This is a genomic window from Pseudomonas sp. BF-R-30 (assembly GCF_019956175.1).
In the GTDB taxonomy this organism is placed as follows: Bacteria; Pseudomonadota; Gammaproteobacteria; order Pseudomonadales; family Pseudomonadaceae; genus Aquipseudomonas; species Aquipseudomonas jessenii.
In genome coordinates this window covers 1-14,864 of sequence record NZ_JAHBDE010000057.1, presented here as the reverse complement: position 1 = coordinate 14,864, position 14,864 = coordinate 1, and the positions used below count along the sequence as shown (strand labels likewise).

At 53.7% G+C, this 14,864-nt stretch carries 22 protein-coding genes and 3 tRNA genes; 17 read left to right on the top strand and 8 right to left on the bottom strand.

The window, feature by feature from the left end; all coding sequences use genetic code 11:
- The 5 genes from KGB20_RS24260 to KGB20_RS24240 all read left to right on the top strand — a co-directional run.
- A partial coding sequence (locus tag KGB20_RS24260) for an excinuclease ABC subunit UvrC (protein WP_102685610.1) occupies positions 1–1,007 on the top strand: 1,007 nt, incomplete at its 5' end.
- Positions 1,008–1,039: 32 nt separating this feature from the next.
- Positions 1,040–1,600 carry a CDP-diacylglycerol--glycerol-3-phosphate 3-phosphatidyltransferase gene (gene pgsA / locus KGB20_RS24255; RefSeq protein ID WP_057714620.1) on the top strand — a complete coding sequence of 187 codons (561 nt, stop codon included), beginning with the start codon at positions 1,040–1,042 and terminating at the stop codon, positions 1,598–1,600.
- Positions 1,601–1,663: 63 nt separating this feature from the next.
- Positions 1,664–1,739, top strand: a tRNA-Gly gene (locus KGB20_RS24250).
- A 46-nt stretch (positions 1,740–1,785) separates the two neighbouring features.
- Positions 1,786–1,859, top strand: a tRNA-Cys gene (locus KGB20_RS24245).
- Positions 1,860–2,054: 195 nt separating this feature from the next.
- Positions 2,055–2,141, top strand: a tRNA-Leu gene (locus KGB20_RS24240).
- 80 nt (positions 2,142–2,221) lie between these two features.
- On the opposite strand, the gene xerC is transcribed toward KGB20_RS24240, so the two are convergent.
- Entirely contained in the window at positions 2,222–3,253 is a 1,032-nt protein-coding gene (xerC, locus tag KGB20_RS24235; protein ID WP_223533091.1) for a tyrosine recombinase XerC, read from the bottom strand.
- Between the two features lies 1 nt (position 3,254).
- Positions 3,255–3,461: a DUF4224 domain-containing protein gene (locus tag KGB20_RS24230; protein WP_223533090.1), complete on the bottom strand. Its 207-nt coding sequence runs from the start codon at positions 3,459–3,461 to the stop codon at positions 3,255–3,257.
- Between the two features lie 743 nt (positions 3,462–4,204).
- Between KGB20_RS24230 and KGB20_RS24225 the strand changes: the two genes are divergently transcribed.
- The 3 genes from KGB20_RS24225 to KGB20_RS29155 all read left to right on the top strand — a co-directional run bounded on the left by KGB20_RS24225 (position 4,205) and on the right by KGB20_RS29155 (position 6,476).
- The gene (locus tag KGB20_RS24225; RefSeq protein WP_223533088.1) at positions 4,205–4,882 is read left to right on the top strand and encodes a DUF2971 domain-containing protein; all 678 of its coding nucleotides are present in this window, start codon (positions 4,205–4,207) and stop codon (positions 4,880–4,882) included.
- A gap of 112 nt (positions 4,883–4,994) precedes the next feature.
- Positions 4,995–5,570 (top strand): hypothetical protein, encoded by a 576-nt coding sequence (locus KGB20_RS24220; protein WP_223533086.1) that lies wholly within the window; start codon positions 4,995–4,997, stop codon positions 5,568–5,570.
- A 12-nt stretch (positions 5,571–5,582) separates the two neighbouring features.
- Complete coding sequence (locus KGB20_RS29155) at positions 5,583–6,476, top strand: DUF2971 domain-containing protein (RefSeq protein WP_223533084.1); 894 nt, start codon at positions 5,583–5,585, stop codon at positions 6,474–6,476.
- 20 nt (positions 6,477–6,496) lie between these two features.
- On the opposite strand, the gene KGB20_RS24210 is transcribed toward KGB20_RS29155, so the two are convergent.
- From KGB20_RS24210 to KGB20_RS24185, 6 genes are all read right to left on the bottom strand, one after another.
- The gene (locus KGB20_RS24210) at positions 6,497–6,823 is read right to left on the bottom strand and encodes a hypothetical protein (protein ID WP_223533083.1); all 327 of its coding nucleotides are present in this window, start codon (positions 6,821–6,823) and stop codon (positions 6,497–6,499) included.
- An 81-nt stretch (positions 6,824–6,904) separates the two neighbouring features.
- Positions 6,905–7,366 (bottom strand): hypothetical protein, encoded by a 462-nt coding sequence (locus KGB20_RS24205; protein WP_223533081.1) that lies wholly within the window; start codon positions 7,364–7,366, stop codon positions 6,905–6,907.
- On the bottom strand, positions 7,363–7,626 hold the full coding sequence (locus KGB20_RS24200; RefSeq protein WP_223533079.1) for a hypothetical protein: 264 nt from the start codon (positions 7,624–7,626) through the stop codon (positions 7,363–7,365). The genes KGB20_RS24205 and KGB20_RS24200 overlap by 4 nt, the downstream gene beginning before the upstream one ends.
- A gap of 63 nt (positions 7,627–7,689) precedes the next feature.
- Entirely contained in the window at positions 7,690–7,869 is a 180-nt protein-coding gene (csrA, locus tag KGB20_RS24195; RefSeq protein ID WP_223533077.1) for a carbon storage regulator CsrA, read from the bottom strand.
- A gap of 396 nt (positions 7,870–8,265) precedes the next feature.
- On the bottom strand, positions 8,266–8,514 hold the full coding sequence (locus tag KGB20_RS24190; protein WP_223533076.1) for a DUF1654 domain-containing protein: 249 nt from the start codon (positions 8,512–8,514) through the stop codon (positions 8,266–8,268).
- Positions 8,515–8,667: 153 nt separating this feature from the next.
- Positions 8,668–9,390, bottom strand: a complete 723-nt coding sequence (locus tag KGB20_RS24185; protein ID WP_223533074.1) for a S24 family peptidase — start codon at positions 9,388–9,390, stop codon at positions 8,668–8,670.
- A gap of 58 nt (positions 9,391–9,448) precedes the next feature.
- Here KGB20_RS24185 and KGB20_RS24180 point away from each other — a divergent pair, with 58 nt between their 5' ends.
- The 9 genes from KGB20_RS24180 to KGB20_RS24140 are packed head-to-tail and all read left to right on the top strand — an operon-like array spanning position 9,449 to position 14,626.
- Positions 9,449–9,718: a Cro/CI family transcriptional regulator gene (locus tag KGB20_RS24180; protein ID WP_317850889.1), complete on the top strand. Its 270-nt coding sequence runs from the start codon at positions 9,449–9,451 to the stop codon at positions 9,716–9,718.
- A gap of 40 nt (positions 9,719–9,758) precedes the next feature.
- Entirely contained in the window at positions 9,759–10,256 is a 498-nt protein-coding gene (locus KGB20_RS24175) for a YmfL family putative regulatory protein (RefSeq protein ID WP_223533071.1), read from the top strand.
- Position 10,257: 1 nt separating this feature from the next.
- Positions 10,258–11,112: a hypothetical protein gene (locus tag KGB20_RS24170; protein WP_223533069.1), complete on the top strand. Its 855-nt coding sequence runs from the start codon at positions 10,258–10,260 to the stop codon at positions 11,110–11,112.
- Positions 11,093–11,875 (top strand): ATP-binding protein, encoded by a 783-nt coding sequence (locus tag KGB20_RS24165; RefSeq protein ID WP_223533068.1) that lies wholly within the window; start codon positions 11,093–11,095, stop codon positions 11,873–11,875. The genes KGB20_RS24170 and KGB20_RS24165 overlap by 20 nt, the downstream gene beginning before the upstream one ends.
- A complete protein-coding gene (locus KGB20_RS24160; RefSeq protein ID WP_223533066.1) occupies positions 11,875–12,375 on the top strand; it encodes a hypothetical protein in 501 nt (166 codons plus the stop codon). The genes KGB20_RS24165 and KGB20_RS24160 overlap by 1 nt, the downstream gene beginning before the upstream one ends.
- Before the next feature lie 30 nt (positions 12,376–12,405).
- Positions 12,406–12,615 carry a hypothetical protein gene (locus tag KGB20_RS24155; RefSeq protein WP_223533064.1) on the top strand — a complete coding sequence of 70 codons (210 nt, stop codon included), beginning with the start codon at positions 12,406–12,408 and terminating at the stop codon, positions 12,613–12,615.
- Entirely contained in the window at positions 12,612–13,940 is a 1,329-nt protein-coding gene (locus tag KGB20_RS24150; protein ID WP_223533063.1) for a tyrosine-type recombinase/integrase, read from the top strand. Before KGB20_RS24155 ends, KGB20_RS24150 begins: the two co-directional genes overlap by 4 nt.
- Positions 13,912–14,232 carry a hypothetical protein gene (locus KGB20_RS24145; RefSeq protein WP_223533061.1) on the top strand — a complete coding sequence of 107 codons (321 nt, stop codon included), beginning with the start codon at positions 13,912–13,914 and terminating at the stop codon, positions 14,230–14,232. The genes KGB20_RS24150 and KGB20_RS24145 overlap by 29 nt, the downstream gene beginning before the upstream one ends.
- Positions 14,233–14,236: 4 nt before the next feature.
- A complete protein-coding gene (locus KGB20_RS24140; protein ID WP_223533059.1) occupies positions 14,237–14,626 on the top strand; it encodes an antiterminator Q family protein in 390 nt (129 codons plus the stop codon).
- Positions 14,627–14,864 lie beyond the last annotated feature (238 nt).

Sequence of the window (14,864 nt, the reverse complement as noted above, 5' to 3'; positions counted from 1 at the left end):
GGCGGGTACTGGGAAGCAAGAACTTCTTCCCTCAAGTCGGTATAGAAGAAGACGTTTCTGAAGTCATGGCCGCATTTCTAGGCCAGTACTTCATCAGCAGTCCTGAACGCGACTTGCCAAGCGAACTGATCGTCAACGTGGTCCACGATGACTTTCCCACGCTGATCGCCGCCATCGACGAGTTGCGCGGTCGTGAACTGACCATCAGCCATCGCGTGCGAGGAACGCGGGCGCGCTGGCAGCAATTGGCGGTGACCAATGCCGAGCAGGCACTGAGTGCGCGCCTGGCGAATCGTCAGCACATTACGGCGCGCTTCGATGCACTGGCCGAGGTGCTGAAGCTGGATGAACCTCCACAGCGCCTTGAGTGCTACGACATCAGTCACTCCAGCGGCGAGGCGACGGTGGCGTCCTGCGTAGTCTTCGGTCCCGAAGGTCCGATCAAGGCCGATTACCGCCGGTACAACATTGAGGGCGTTACGGCCGGCGATGATTACGCGGCGATGCATCAGGCGCTGACCCGACGCTTCAGCAAACTGAAGGACGGGGAGGGCAAGCTGCCGGATATCCTGCTGGTGGACGGCGGTAAAGGTCAGTTGTCCATGGCTCGCGACGTGCTCGATGAACTGGCCGTGCCTGACCTGATTCTGCTTGGCGTGGCAAAAGGTGCGACGCGCAAGGCCGGTTTCGAAACCCTGTACCTGAACGACGCCGCACATGAGTTCACCTTGCGCGGGGATTCACCCGCGCTGCACCTGATCCAGCAGATTCGCGACGAAGCCCACCGGTTTGCCATTACCGGGCACCGCGCCCGACGTGGAAAAACCCGTCGGACGTCTACACTGGAAGGCGTCGCTGGCGTCGGACCCACACGTCGGCGTGATTTGTTGAAACATTTTGGTGGATTGCAGGAGCTGTCTCGTGCAAGCATCGAAGAAATTGCCAAAGCCCCCGGGATCAGTAAAAAGCTCGCAGAGTTGATTTATGCAAATCTGCACAGCGAGTAGAATGCCCCCTCACCTCGTAGCCAGTTGTGCCGATGAATATCCCTAATCTGATTACCGTTCTACGCGTTCTGCTCATACCGATCTTCATTTTGCTGTTCTACCTGCCTTACCAGTGGAGCTACATGGCCTCCGCTTCGGTCTTCGCATTCGCTGCCGCGACCGACTGGCTGGACGGGTACCTGGCCCGCCGGCTGGAACAAAGCACACCGTTCGGGGCTTTCCTCGATCCGGTTGCCGACAAGCTGATGGTTGCGGTTGCATTGGTCCTGTTGGTGCAGGAACACGGAAACCTGTGGCTCACGCTGCCGGCTGCCGTGATCATCGGTCGCGAGATTGTCGTCTCGGCACTGCGCGAGTGGATGGCCGAACTGGGCGCTCGTGCCCACGTCGCCGTATCGAACCTGGGCAAATGGAAAACCGCCGCGCAAATGCTGGCGCTGGTGATCCTGCTGGCCAACTCCAAGGATTTCAGTTTCTGGGTCTTGCTGGGCTACACCTTGCTGATGGTGTCGGCTGGCCTGACTTTGTGGTCGATGGTCCAGTACCTGCGGGCTGCCTGGCCACATCTGAAGACCGACGTTGAAAAGAAATAAAACTTTTTTGAATCAAAGGGTTGACGGGGCTTCTGGATTCTATAGAATGCGCCACACCAAGACGCGGGAATAGCTCAGTTGGTAGAGCACGACCTTGCCAAGGTCGGGGTCGCGAGTTCGAGTCTCGTTTCCCGCTCCAAGTTTGTACGCATTTGATGTCGCGCTACTGACAGCAAATGTTTTGAGGCCGAGTAGCAAAATGGTTATGCAGCGGATTGCAAATCCGCCTACGCCGGTTCGATTCCGACCTCGGCCTCCACTAATAAACAAGCTCCGTAGATCTATGATTTACGGAGCTTTTTTATTTGCAGTAGCCTGCAAGATTTAGTCTTGAAAAGGGTATTTGCGAACTTGCTTCACCGGGGCGGGATGTATATATTTCCACCTCTGCTGCACAAGCGTCAGAACTGCCAGAGCGTTATTTGGCAAAAGCTTGACGCTTCACCGCGCTACCGCCCGAATGGCGAAACTGGTAGACGCATGGGACTTAAAATCCCCCGCTCGTAAGGGCGTGCCGGTTCGATTCCGGCTTCGGGCACCATATAAATCAAGGGTTTGCGAGCGAAAACTAGGCAAACCCTTGTTCGTTTCTGGTCCGCAATTAATGGATTGGTCCGCAATTCACTTGGTTGGTGAGACTTTCTTCCCCTTACGGTTTCGGATGTACTGCTCAGTCATTACGACGGTCGTATGCCCAAGTTGATCCCTGGCCTGCAAAATGTCGCCGCTTGATTCGGCCTTGTCAGTGCCAGCTTTAGCGCGTAAGTCGCGCATTTGGAACTCGGACTTTGCGACCCCGGCCGCTTCTCTGGCTAAGTCAAATCTTCCCCGCAACATCGCCACCGACATTGGTGTGCCATCCTCTGTAATGATCAGCCGCGTCGAGCGGACCTTGTGTTCTGACTTTCTGGACATGATCCGATCAATCAAAACCTTCAGCTCTCCAGTGATTTCAATCCGCCGCTTGGCGTTTGTCTTGCCCTGCAGCACCCATATCTGCCCTTCGCGTACGTCTCGCTCATCCATCAATCGAGTGTCGGTCACCCGTTGGCCGGTCAAATAAGCAAGGTCCATCGCATCTCGAAGGCCCACATCTGCTTTCTCGTACACACGCTTGAACAGCGCATCCTCGATATAGATGTCCCGCCCCGTTTCCTTGTTACCCTTGATACCTGCGCAGGGGTTGGCGAGTGCTGTGTAGCCGGCATCCCGGGCGAAGTTCCAGATTGCACTGAGCAGAGCCTTCTCCCTGTTAGCACGCACCGGCGCCGCCTTGCGCCAGGTCAGGTACTGGCGGACGTGCAGCGGTTGGATAGTTTCGAGCGGGGCCGGAGGATCGTCGAAGAATGACATCAGGTTTTTTAACTCCCTAACGTTGTCCTTTTGCGTTGCTGGTTTCTTCGATGGCACCACGTCGACTAGGTACTTCTCGGCCACGTAACGGAAGGTGATCACCTTGGCCACTAAAGCGGTGGCTGTACGATCACGCTCAAGTTTCGCGTATTCCATGATCGCCAGACCGTAGTCGCTGCCGAGCGGGATCTCTTTGCGGTCCTTTCCGCCCGTGTCGTAATAATAGAAAACCCGGCCGCTGGCTTTCTTGCGCTCTCTAAACCGGGCAATTGATCCGGGTTTGCTTGGTCGTCGTCCCATGTCAGCTAGCCTTGCGTGGTTTCCATACGGGTTTCTCTGGCTCAAACATACCGACCGCCGTCACAGCCAACGCCGTAACACTTGGCCAGCCATTCACCTTAATGGTGTGCCTGACACCGTTTTTCTTCAGGTTGAGGATCTGGCCTGCCTTGGTCCGCGCGCCGGTAAGCTCGCAGACCTCTGTGTGGGAAAGAAACTGAATGTTCATGAGCGTCTCCATGCCGCGCGTGGCGGCAGAAGGTGGGGTGAGTGGAGGTGGCAGTTCGTTTGCTGAAGGCGCCAGGTCAGAGACTGTCACGCTGATGCTAATCAGCGACTTGCGGGTCCGGGTGAAACCGCGTAGATCGATTTTCTGTGGACATGGGGATGTCCTTCGCCGGTAAATGGCTACAGTTGATGGGTCACTGATATGGAGATCGAATATGAAGTGCTTAATCTGTCAGGCTGCCGCCAGGATTGTTCGCGCGCCTGGAGACTGGTCGGAGGTCAAATGCTCAGCTGGTTGTGGACACTTCAGGGTTTCAGCGAACCTTGTTGCGAAGATGAAGTTCAAGAAAGAATCCTTCGACATCGAACGCACCAGGCGATGGCTTGATATGTCTCGGAATGAGGAGTCAGTGCCGTTGATATCGACCTACGATTACAACGTTTCCTTACTGCATCGGGATGCAGAAGAAAGATCTACCATCCTGCCGAATCGTTCTAGACAGTCGGTAACTTCAGATTAGATAGAGGTTCTCGCTTCGGCTGGCGAAGCGCATGCTGCACCGCGGTGATGACCAGGCTTCATCACCGTCGTACGCCCATCCTTCAGCGGCGAGACAGGTTTGGTTTTCTGTGGGCAGGGGCCTCGCGGCCTCGATGCCGCTGCAAACGCTTCCGTAAGTGATGGGCATAGTGGCACCTCGCCGGTATATTGTATTTTTGAATTTTCGTCAGGTGAGGGAAGACATGACTGATTCGGGGATGATGCGGGTTTACCATTTCTGCGATGAAATTTACGGACTGCAGAACATTGAAAAATCTAGATTAAAGGTTGCAACGATAATGGATCTTAATGATCCATTCGAAATGGTTTGCTACTCATCTCCAGATAAAGACGTTCGTAAGAAGTTGAATGAGTTTAAAGCAGCAATTGCAACAAAATTTGGAATGCTATGTTTTAGTCAGTCCTTTCGAAGCCCCGTTCAGTGGGCTCATTATGCCAATAAACATAAGGGGCTCTGCTTAGTGTTTGATGTGCCCGATCACAACATGCATTTTGTCGAGTACAAATTTGGAAGGATAAATTTTGACGTTGCGCAGTATACGGAACTAGATAAGCGTGAGCGATCTGAGATGATGCAGAAGCAGCTCCGCATCAAGCACTCTCAATGGCGATATGAGCGAGAGGTTCGTAGGATTTTTCTGTTGAGTGAAACAGATCCTGAAAATGATTTGTATTTTAAATCTTTTGATAGTATTGGCACGCTCAGTCAAGTAATTGTTGGGTGTAACTCAGCCATTACTCCCCAGGACTTAAACAAAAGCTTGGGCGCACGCAAGGATATGGTCGAGTGTTTTAAAGTTCGCACCGCATTTAAGTCCTACAAAATAGTAAGAAATAAGGACGACAGTCTCTGGCGTTAAGTCAATGAACAACGCAGTCTGCTACTAGAATTGGTGGTTGCTGGCTGGCGTGATTTGTTGAAATAGGGTATTGGTGTTCGCCCCGGCATGGGGCCGGGTCAAGGAGATTTAAATGGCGGATGCTCCGTGGGATATGCTGTCGGCCATAGGTACGGTGGCTGCTGTTGTCGTTGCCTTGGGGATTTCCGGTCAATCAGCTTGGGCAAATCGGAAGGCTGAGAAAGATCGCTCAGAACTGTCTGCCGCGAAGGTACTCAGCCCGCTATCGGTTCTCGAAAGGAAGGCATCATATCTTTTTGCATGGTTTGCATTCAGTGAAGACGCGCACGCTGAGTCAGACACTAAGGTATTGAAGTTTCTGGAAGAGCTTGAAGTACTCTCCAGTGCGATCTCAATCGAAGATTTGTACCCACTGCTTAAGTTACCAAATCATGCCGCCAAAAGATCAGCTAGAGCTCTGGGGCTGATCCAAGCTTTTGTAGGTGATGCTCATGCGACGATTTCGCATCCATCTTGGATTGATGTGGGGCTTGCTCACAGAACCGGCGAGTTTAAAAGGTGGTTTGGCATGCTCTCTGAGATTAAAGATCACTTGATTTTGGCGGTAGATGTCTGCGAGTCCGCTGCTTCGACTGGCGCGCCGAGACCGTCCCCAGAAGAAATATATGGTGAGCCCCCAAAAGGCTAGGCGCGGCCCTCCGTGACCGAATGCGACAGTGGTGAAAAGGGTTGTTGCTGCGATTTGTTTATAATGGTGGAATGTTACATCCAAATATCGGGCTTAAAAATGCTTAAGTATATTTACAGGTATAAGTATCTGAGTAATGGTAAGGGCTTGAGGAGTCTGCTTCAGAATAGAGATGTTAAATTTACTCATCCAAAGGATTTCAACGATCCATTTGATTGTTTTCCTGCTGTTGTGCATAGGGACTTTACTGATTTAAAAACAAAAAACCCCTATGTGTATAAGGCGCTTGGTCTTGATTTGCTAAAAGGTGCGCAGCGTATTAAGGCGCTTGCAAAGATGCAAAATAGGATGAAAGCGAACATTGACAGCGGCGATTTTTTGCAAGGCTTGCTTGCAGAGGCCTCTGTTCTGTCGTTAGCTAAAATGCCTGACAGCATTCTTATGTGGTCTCACTATGCACAGTACCATCAGGGCGCTGTGGTCGAATTTAAAATTCCAATTAATACACCGCGCTTTTTTAATGGTGAATATTCTTACGCAGACCTAATACCTTTGAATGTGAGGTATGAAAAAGATCGTCCGATAGTTGTGATGGATGGTTCGACTACAGATAGAGACTTGATTTTGGATCAGCTTTTTCTGACTAAGTCGGAGGTTTGGCAATACGAGCAAGAAAGTCGAGTTATTAAAAACGAAGGAGGACACGGTGTTTTTCCTTTTCAGCAAGAACTTCTTAATGCCGTAATTTTAGGAGCTAGAAATGAAACAGCTGACGAAATAAAGAAGCTGGCACAGGTCGCAGGTCATGAATTAGGTAAGACGATTCCTGTTTTTCAGGCAGTATTTTGCAAGAAAACTTACAAGGTTAAAATTCCAAAGTTCAAATTCAAAACTGATGAAAGATAATAAAATGTGGGTGAGTCAATTCAGTCGGGCACGACTACCTCGTCTCCAGGATCGCTCTTCAACTCTGCCAGGCTACGATCCTGAAACATCCGCGCCACGTTTTCGCTTATCTGCACTTTGTGGCGCGGACTGCCAATCGCCTGATACGACAGTGTTGGCCCGAGCGCGTGAGCGTTCAGAATTAGGTTCTGCACCGCCTCATTGATTTCCGTAATCCCGTTCCAGGCCATCAGTTCATCAAGCTTCTGCCGGGTGCCGAGCCTGACCCGGTGCCGCAATTCCTTCTCGTCGTACTTCAACCGCTTCTCGGCGACCTTCGTCGATCGCTCTTGTCCAGTCTTGGCCATGGCCTGCCTCTTCAATTCCGTGGGCCGGTAGATCCAGCCATGTCTGACGTCGGCGCTGGCGCACCTTGTTGCTGATGCGCCTCATGCTGCCCTCTGCTGGTTCCAGACACCCACAGCGTCGAATATGCGGGCGGCCTGTTCTTCAGTAAGCGAGATTTCTGCAGGAACGGCGATCCAACCCGACGCGACCCGTTGATTCGGATTGCTCTCGGCGACTAGTGCCTTGTAGGTTTCCTCTATCACGCCTTCGAGGTGGGCCGCCAAATAGTTGCCTTGGGGCGCAACCTCTACTGATTTGGTGTAGCGGTGGCCGCGCTGATCTCGACACTGGACGCTGACATAGATTGTCCAGCGGTGGGCAAAGTCGCAGACTGCTTCGGCCATGCGCTGTCCCGGTGGAATACTTTTGCAGCTCTTCCTGTTGACCATCCCTTGGTTTCCGCTGGGGTCGATGTGGACCACCGAGACGTGATTGGCATTGAGCAGTGCACGGCTCGATCGCTCTATCCGGGTACGCATGTTGTTGGGCTTTCGCTTTTTCATATCGTCACTGCAATCTGGCGGTTTACTTGTACTTCAAATTGCATGGCAAGCTCGTGAGCGGCCTTGTAGTTGTCACGGAAGGCGCGAGTCTTGCCGGTGGTGCGGTCTTTAATCTGGTACATGCCGACGCTACCCCCGGTGACTTGGTAGCGCACCGGTTTGGCCGGCGTTGGTCGATCTATACGGCCGGCCCGGGCAGCATTTGTTTTCTGAAGTAACACACCGAGTTCATCGAAGCGCTCTTGAAATGATGGATGCATGCTGCTCCCTCGGAGTAGGTGATGTGTATTCGTCAGCACTCCGCCTACCTGCTGGTTGATTAATTAGCGGGGCTTGGACAGGCCCGCTTGAATACGCTGGGTGATCTCTTCTCGATGCACTGCGACTTCCTTGGGAGCGATTGTCCCGATGCGCACTTGTTGGCCGCTCACACCCAGCACAGTGATCGTTATGTTGTTGCCTATGTTGATGCTTTCGCCTGCTTTACGAGTCAAAATCAGCATTGTCCATTTCCTTGCGTGAGTTGGTTTACATCCCGATGCACCCTGTCGCCAAGGTGCAGCAGTGATGCTGTCCGTCCTATTGCCGCCGGAGGGGCGGGGCGCATTGCTTGCCGGGTCATTCACACGGTTCTGGCGTTTCACCATCGAGCAGCCGCCCAGGTTGTTCCTGTCGTGGGCAGGCTTTCTTGCCTGTCTGCCTGCCGGTCGCCGGTAGAGGCAATGCGATCTGTTGTTTATTGCGCTGACTGTTAAAGAGCGGCGGGCTGGTCCCGTATTGCCGCTACGATTTGCTGCGACAAACAAGTATTGCCGCCGGGGATATTATAAGTCAATGCCGCCGGAGATAAAAAATTCCGAGGTATAAAAAAACCCGCGCTGGGCGGGCTTGCTTAAGGATTAGATATTTGCCGGGAGATCCCAGGAGACGCGGGCGCTGCCGTCTTTTTCGCGGCTCACCATTACGTGCTCGGTATCGGCAATTTCCTCAAGGAGTCGCCTCCAATCCCTTGGGCTTTCATCTGAAGTTTTACAAATGACAGCCGTTTTTCGTTTCTGGGCGGTAGGGGAGCTGATGATTTTTTGGATGCGGAGTCCAAGAAGCTCAAACGAATTTGGCGGTGATGGTTTGTTTTTTGGCTTTGCCATTGCACTGCTCCATTTTTTGTATGGATATAGAGTGAATGGCTTGCGACATAAGAGCTAAAGATTAACGATCAAAAACAATTATTTAGCGGGGAGAATGTCCGTAAAGGCAGGCTTTCAGAGGGCGGTGTTTATGGCCAATTTACATGCATAAATCTAGATTCGGCCCAACACTTTGCTGGGAGCAAGGATTGCACCTACGTAATGAATTTTGTCGATATCACCCCGAGAGATTGTCAGTCGCTCACCGTACGCAGTGTTGATCGACATAAGGCTAATCTCTTCCTCGGTTTCAAAGAGAAGTTCTTTAACCATGCTTTGCCCATCAATGGTGGTGACCATCACATACTCACCTGGCACTAGGCGGTGATTGGGCTCGCAGACCGCGACCCAGCCGCTACGGATAGCTGGAGCCATTGAGTCTCCCTTCAATCTGAGCGCGTAGGCGTCCTCATCCCTAGAATAGGTCTCAACCCAGCCAGCTGCCTGGTCAAGGCTCATCCAATATCCCTCACTGCCGAGTTGGGCGGTGCCTTCGATATTGATTCTGCGAGGTGAGGAATAGATTGGGGGACCAGCCTCGACATTAGATTCGAAGCTGGACTGAGCCATTTTCGCAATTTCCTCAGCCAGTCGAGGGCTGAATGATTCCACGGGTTTGGAAATCAAACCGGCAATTGCACTAGCGACTTTCGCATTCAGTGCGTTGTAGCCGTTCAGGTAAGAGCTGACGGATCCCTGATTGATACCCAAGGAGTCTGCGATTTTCCCCTGGGTCAGCGAATCACGCCGCGACTTGCCTGCGTTGAAAGCGTCCACGGCCGCTTTGAGCGCCAAGCACTCCTCTTTTTCCCAATCTTCGAGTTCGCGTTTTTTCATTTCGCAATTATTCCTTGCGGCGATATTTAATCAAGTGCCGCCGGGCTTGATTAAATAAATGCCGCCGGAGATACTTGCGGGGTGTTTAACGATGGAGGTCGGCGCGATGAGCCGAAAAAGTCTTCAAGAATTTTCTCAAGTACGCGGGCAAACCAATGCAGCGGGGCTACTGGGTATGAGCCAAGGGGCGCTCAACAAGGCCCTTCAGGCCGGCCGTGACGTATTTGTTACTGAGCACAGAGATGGCTCTTTCACCGCGGAGGAACGTAGACCATTCCCGGTCTTAAGCGCGAAAAGGACGCGTCGCCGGATGCAGCCCATCCAATGAGCCAACTTTGAGCGCAACTGCGCCGAGAGAAAACTAGACGATGAAATCGCCAGTGCTAGACACCCGTCGCAAAGCAGTCATTGCCTCTGCCAATGCATTCCCAGGCGGACTTGTATACGCCTCTGACTTTCTTGGCGAGGAGAATCTCAAACGCTTCAAAAACCGGATTTACGAGTCGGCAGGCGTCAAACCCCTTACCGACGATGAGGTCTGCACGCTTGAGACTGAAGCCAAAACCACATTCTTGCCGGACTACATCTGCGCGATGTACGGCGGCGTTTTTGTTCGCCTGCCTGAGGTTGGCGATCTGGACAACGTAGACATGCACCAGCGCTCGTTACGTACTTCTGTGAAGCGCGGCCGGGTTGACCAGTTTCTTGCCCTGGCGTTGGAGGACGGTGAAATCACCGCAGCGGAAGCCACAGAGATTCTGGCCTTACACGCGAAGCACTTGGCTGCCCGGCACGAAGAGGTGACTGCACTGATCGAGTTGCACAAATCGAAGCGCCAATCCCGACCGTCAAGCGGGAAGGGGTGATATGCAGTTCACGATCACGATCAACCAAGTGAAAGCACTGGAGTGGGGGTTGAACTCCCAGCAGGCGCTGCTGTTTTCCTTTGTCTACGAGTGTCCTAGCTGGGCAAGGCCAATCAAGACCGATAACGGGATTTTCTTTGCCTTGAGCAAGGCAAAGATTGTGGAGGAATTGCCCTTGCTCACCGACAAACCAGATACAGCGTACCGACTTCTCAAAGGGCTCGAGACTGCCGGGCTGATCGAGCTATCCCACACTTCCAACATCAGTTTGTTTCGTTTGACCGAAAAGGCCAAAGAGTGGAATCGCAAGTTGGACGGGTCGGAAAAATATCCGACCTCTGAGACGTGTGAGGGTCGGAAAAAAATCCGATCTACCTCGGAAAAATCTCCGAGTAAGGTCGGAAAAATATCCGAACAGGGTCGGAAAACAATCCGAGGAGGGTCGGAAAAATTTCCGACAAATCAGGGTACCAGTAATCAGGGTACCAATCAGGTAACCAGTAATCAGGAGAAGCAGGGCGCTGGCGCGCCATGCAAATCGTCAAAATTCGACCCGCTGACGGCCAAACCGGAAAACGTCAGCGTCGAGGTTTGGGGCGATTGGTGCCAGCACCGCAAGGAAATCCACAAACCCCTTACCGCCAAGAGCTGCGAACAACAGGCCAAGGCCTTGGCGAACCATCCAGCCCCCGATTCCGTTCTGGCCCTCTCGATCAGCAACGGATGGACGGGGATCTTCCCCGACAAAGCAGTCAGCCCCGCACATCCACTCCCGACTAGTCGCCACTCCGGCTTCGACACTCGCGATTACAAGGCCGGTACCAAGGAGAACGCCAATGGCACCTTCCGTCTCTAACTTCGGCGCTCACATGGACCGCAAATTCGGCGTCATCGGCCGTCAGCCAGCGAGCTGCTTCGATCATGGCGAATATTCGGCGGTCATCCTCAAGGGTGGCAACCTGTCTGGGTGTCCTATCTGTGCGAGCAACAAGCGCGACATGCAAGAGCTCGAGCGCAAGCGCTGTCAGTTTCGGATAGTTCAGCAATCAAGCGCCCGGATACCGAAGCGTTTCGCGGAAAAGACATTTGACGATTTCGTCGTGTCGAATCCGGCCCAGCAGATTGCCCTGGATGCCTGTACCGACTACGTCGACAACTTTTCGAAGCATCGCCGGGAAGGTCGCTGCATGTTGCTGTTGGGGAAGGTCGGCACCGGTAAGACCCACCTGGCCATTGCCTCGGCCAATCACCTGATCAACGAATGCATGGTCAAGGCGATTTACCGCACGGTTGGCACGCTCATCGGCGAGATCCGGGCGACGTTCAATGATCGCTCATGCGAGTCCGAGGCGCACATCTTGCGTGAAGTGATCGGCGCGGACCTGCTGGTGCTCGATGAAGTCGGCGCGACCAAGCAGAGCGAGTTCGAGCTGGCCACCTTGTTCAGCATCATCAACGGTCGTTACGAGCAATGCCGTCCGACGATCATCGTCAGCAACCTGTCGCCCGCCGAACTGAACGACGCCATCGGTGCGCGCTGTGTCGACCGCATCCGCGAAAACGGCTGCATTGGTGTGGCATTCGAGTGGGAATCTCAACGCGGTAAGGAGGGCTTCTGATGAACGCCGCCAAACAACAAAACGTGCTCGCCGGGCAAACGTCACTCGCCCGCAAAGTGTTCCGGGTCGTGCCAATTCAGGAGCGCTGGAGTGCCCACGATATTTTTAATTCGTTGGTCGCTGCCGAAGCCACGGGTGCCCAGTTTCCGGCCGTCCGTCGAGGCTTGGGCGAATTGAAGGAGGCCGGCCTCATTCGCGAACCCGTTAACGGTCACTTCCAGCGTATCGCCATCACCATCAGGCCCCTGAGAGAGCAGAACATGTCGAAAGAATCCAAGTCGCCCGTCGTTGTCATCAAGAACCCTAAGATCAGTGCTCTGGATACATTGGCGGTGCTGTCTGGCGAGGTCATCAGCTTTTCCGAGGAAGTCGCCCAACGCATGAAAAAACTGGCGACCCGCATCGAAGAAGTGGCTCTTTCCGTTGAAACGGAGCGCGAAGCCAACGCCGAGGCGCTCGATAAGTTCAAGCAATTGCAATCTCTACTGAAGGGCTTCTAAGTGCACAAGTGCTTTGGGAACAACGTTCTGTTGCCTGATCGCCGCTTGGCTGTTCCGGACCCCGCTAACTATCGGTTTGCCGTGTTCTGCTGCTCGTTCAAGATCGACCTGGGCAGCCCCCCTGATCACGCATTGGCGCTGTTCGTGGATCAGGCAATGGCTGAGCGCTACGGTGCTTGGATGTGGCCAACCACGTTCCAAGTTGTTGACCTTGAAAATCCTACCGGTGCCCGAGCATGACGGTCTTGGTCAAAACCCTGACGGTCAAACTGTCGGATGCTGAGATCGAACGCAACGCCAAGAAGCTGCATGTCCGTGATCTGCGTGATGCTAGCCACCCGGCGTTGCACTTTCGTTTCGCGAAAAACCGCGCTCGCGGGTCCTGGTATTTGCTCAACAAACGCGCCTGGCATCGCATTGGTGGTTTTCCGGATCTGAGCACCAAGCAGGTGGTTGCCGCACTGCCGACTGTTCGCCTGCGAGTTGCCGCCGAAGAAGGCTCGACCCTGTCCAAGTGGGTCACTACAGGAGAGCTGATCGGATGGTTTGCCGAGCGGATGGCCCGTGATCGCAACCTGTCCAGTAAGCGCAAGAAGACCGGCGCTTCGATGATCAAGTGCCACCTGATACCGCGCCTCGGCGAACTGTCATTGACCGCCCTCGACAAGGCGACCCTCGACAGCCTGCTCATGTGGCCTCTACAGGAAAGCATATCCATCGACTACGTGCGTTCGGTGTTCCAGCTGCTGGCCCTGGCTTTCCGTCAGGCGTTCAAGTTGGGCCTGATTTCGTCCAACCCAATGGCGAGCATCAAGTTCAACGACTTCTCCAAAGCCAAGGTCGGGATCAAGCCTTCTCGATTGCGTGGTACCCAACTCCAAGACCTGATGAGTCGCTTGCTCGGCGCAATGGCGAACAACCCTGCGGACTGCCTGTTGGCTCTGATGATGCTCTGCCATGGCACCCGCATCGGCGAAACCCGGCAGGCACGCTGGTCGCACATCAGTCTGGCTGAGCGTGAGTGGTTCATTCCGGCCGAACACACCAAGACCGGCGTCGAGCATCACCTGCCGTTGACCGACCAGGTGCGCAAGGTGCTCATCAGCTATCGCGAGATCCAGCGGGCCAAAGGGTATGACGGCCAGTTCCTGTTCCCGTCCCGTAACAGGAAGGCGCTCAGTGAAGGGCAGGCGAGTGCCGTATTCGTGCGGCTGGGGCAGGGCGAGTGGACCAGTCACGACCTGCGCAAGTTGGCGCGTACCGGCTGGGCCGACCTCGGAATTGACCACCTGATCGGTGAACTGCTGATCAACCACGCGATGGGCCACAACGTGAAGGTGTACATCCAGTCGGACGTGATGGGGCGCAAGCGGGATGCCTTGGAGCAGTGGCACGCGCATCTAGATACGAAGGGTTTTGACCAGATTCATATGTTGACCGGCGTTAGATTCGGAGATTCCGGTAATGCGCTGGAAACCGCAGAACATAAGGCCTGCGAGGCCATTCAAGAATCAACCATAGGCGAGGATTCAAAACATGCAGAAAGGGCAGGGGCTTGGCTTTAAGAGGCAGCGAATCGAGCTTGAATCCTGCCTGAGTTGCAAGGGGAAAGCAGTAGTGGAAGGGGTGTTTTACGAGCAGATCTGTACTGCTTGCAACGGCTCAGGTTGGGTTGTATTGGGAAGCAGGCTGGTACTTTCTTCGGACGAATTAGTGACTCAGTTGAGCTTCAAATTGCAGATGGCTCAGCGCGAAATAGAAGTGCTCCAGCAGGGTTCGTCGATATCTGGCCCCGCCGAGTACTACCAACAGAACAACCGTCGTGGTGCCGGCGGATCAAATTACACAGGGGATTGAAAGCATGATGATTCGCAAGCCGGCAGGCCGACCTTTGGGCGATACCGAGTACTTGTTGGAACAATGGGGATGGTGGCGGATGGACGGGGCAGGGATACCCAATTACACCTCACCAACCTTTGCGCTGATGCGCCAGGCAATGCCGCAAGTGTCGCCGAGTAAAAATTATTGCATTACAGACGACTGGGCAATTGCTATCGACAACGCAGTGGCCAGGCTTGCGCATCGCGATCAACAAATGGGCGATATTATCTGGCTGTACTACGGCGCTAAATGGCCCATGGTCCGCGTTGGCAAGCACTACGGCATAAGCGAAGGGAAAACGCGGGAGCTGGCAAGAGCTGGTGCGGCGTGGATTGATTGTGCTGTCGATGATATGCGGCAAGCTGCTTAGTCGAGCCGACCGCCTGTTTGCATTGAATTTGACGTCGAAGCTTCGACACATCGCCCGGCCCAAAATGCCCAAAATGCCCAAAAGCAGCCCATTATGTAGGGCTGCTATCGACCCAGAGTGTGTAAAAACGCCTTCGTGAACCCTTGCTATGATTTCTGAGGAATTCATCGCAGGGATCGCCCATGAAGCGCTTTATCCAAGGTGAACATCGAGGCCAAGGTACCTTACTTCCCGAAAG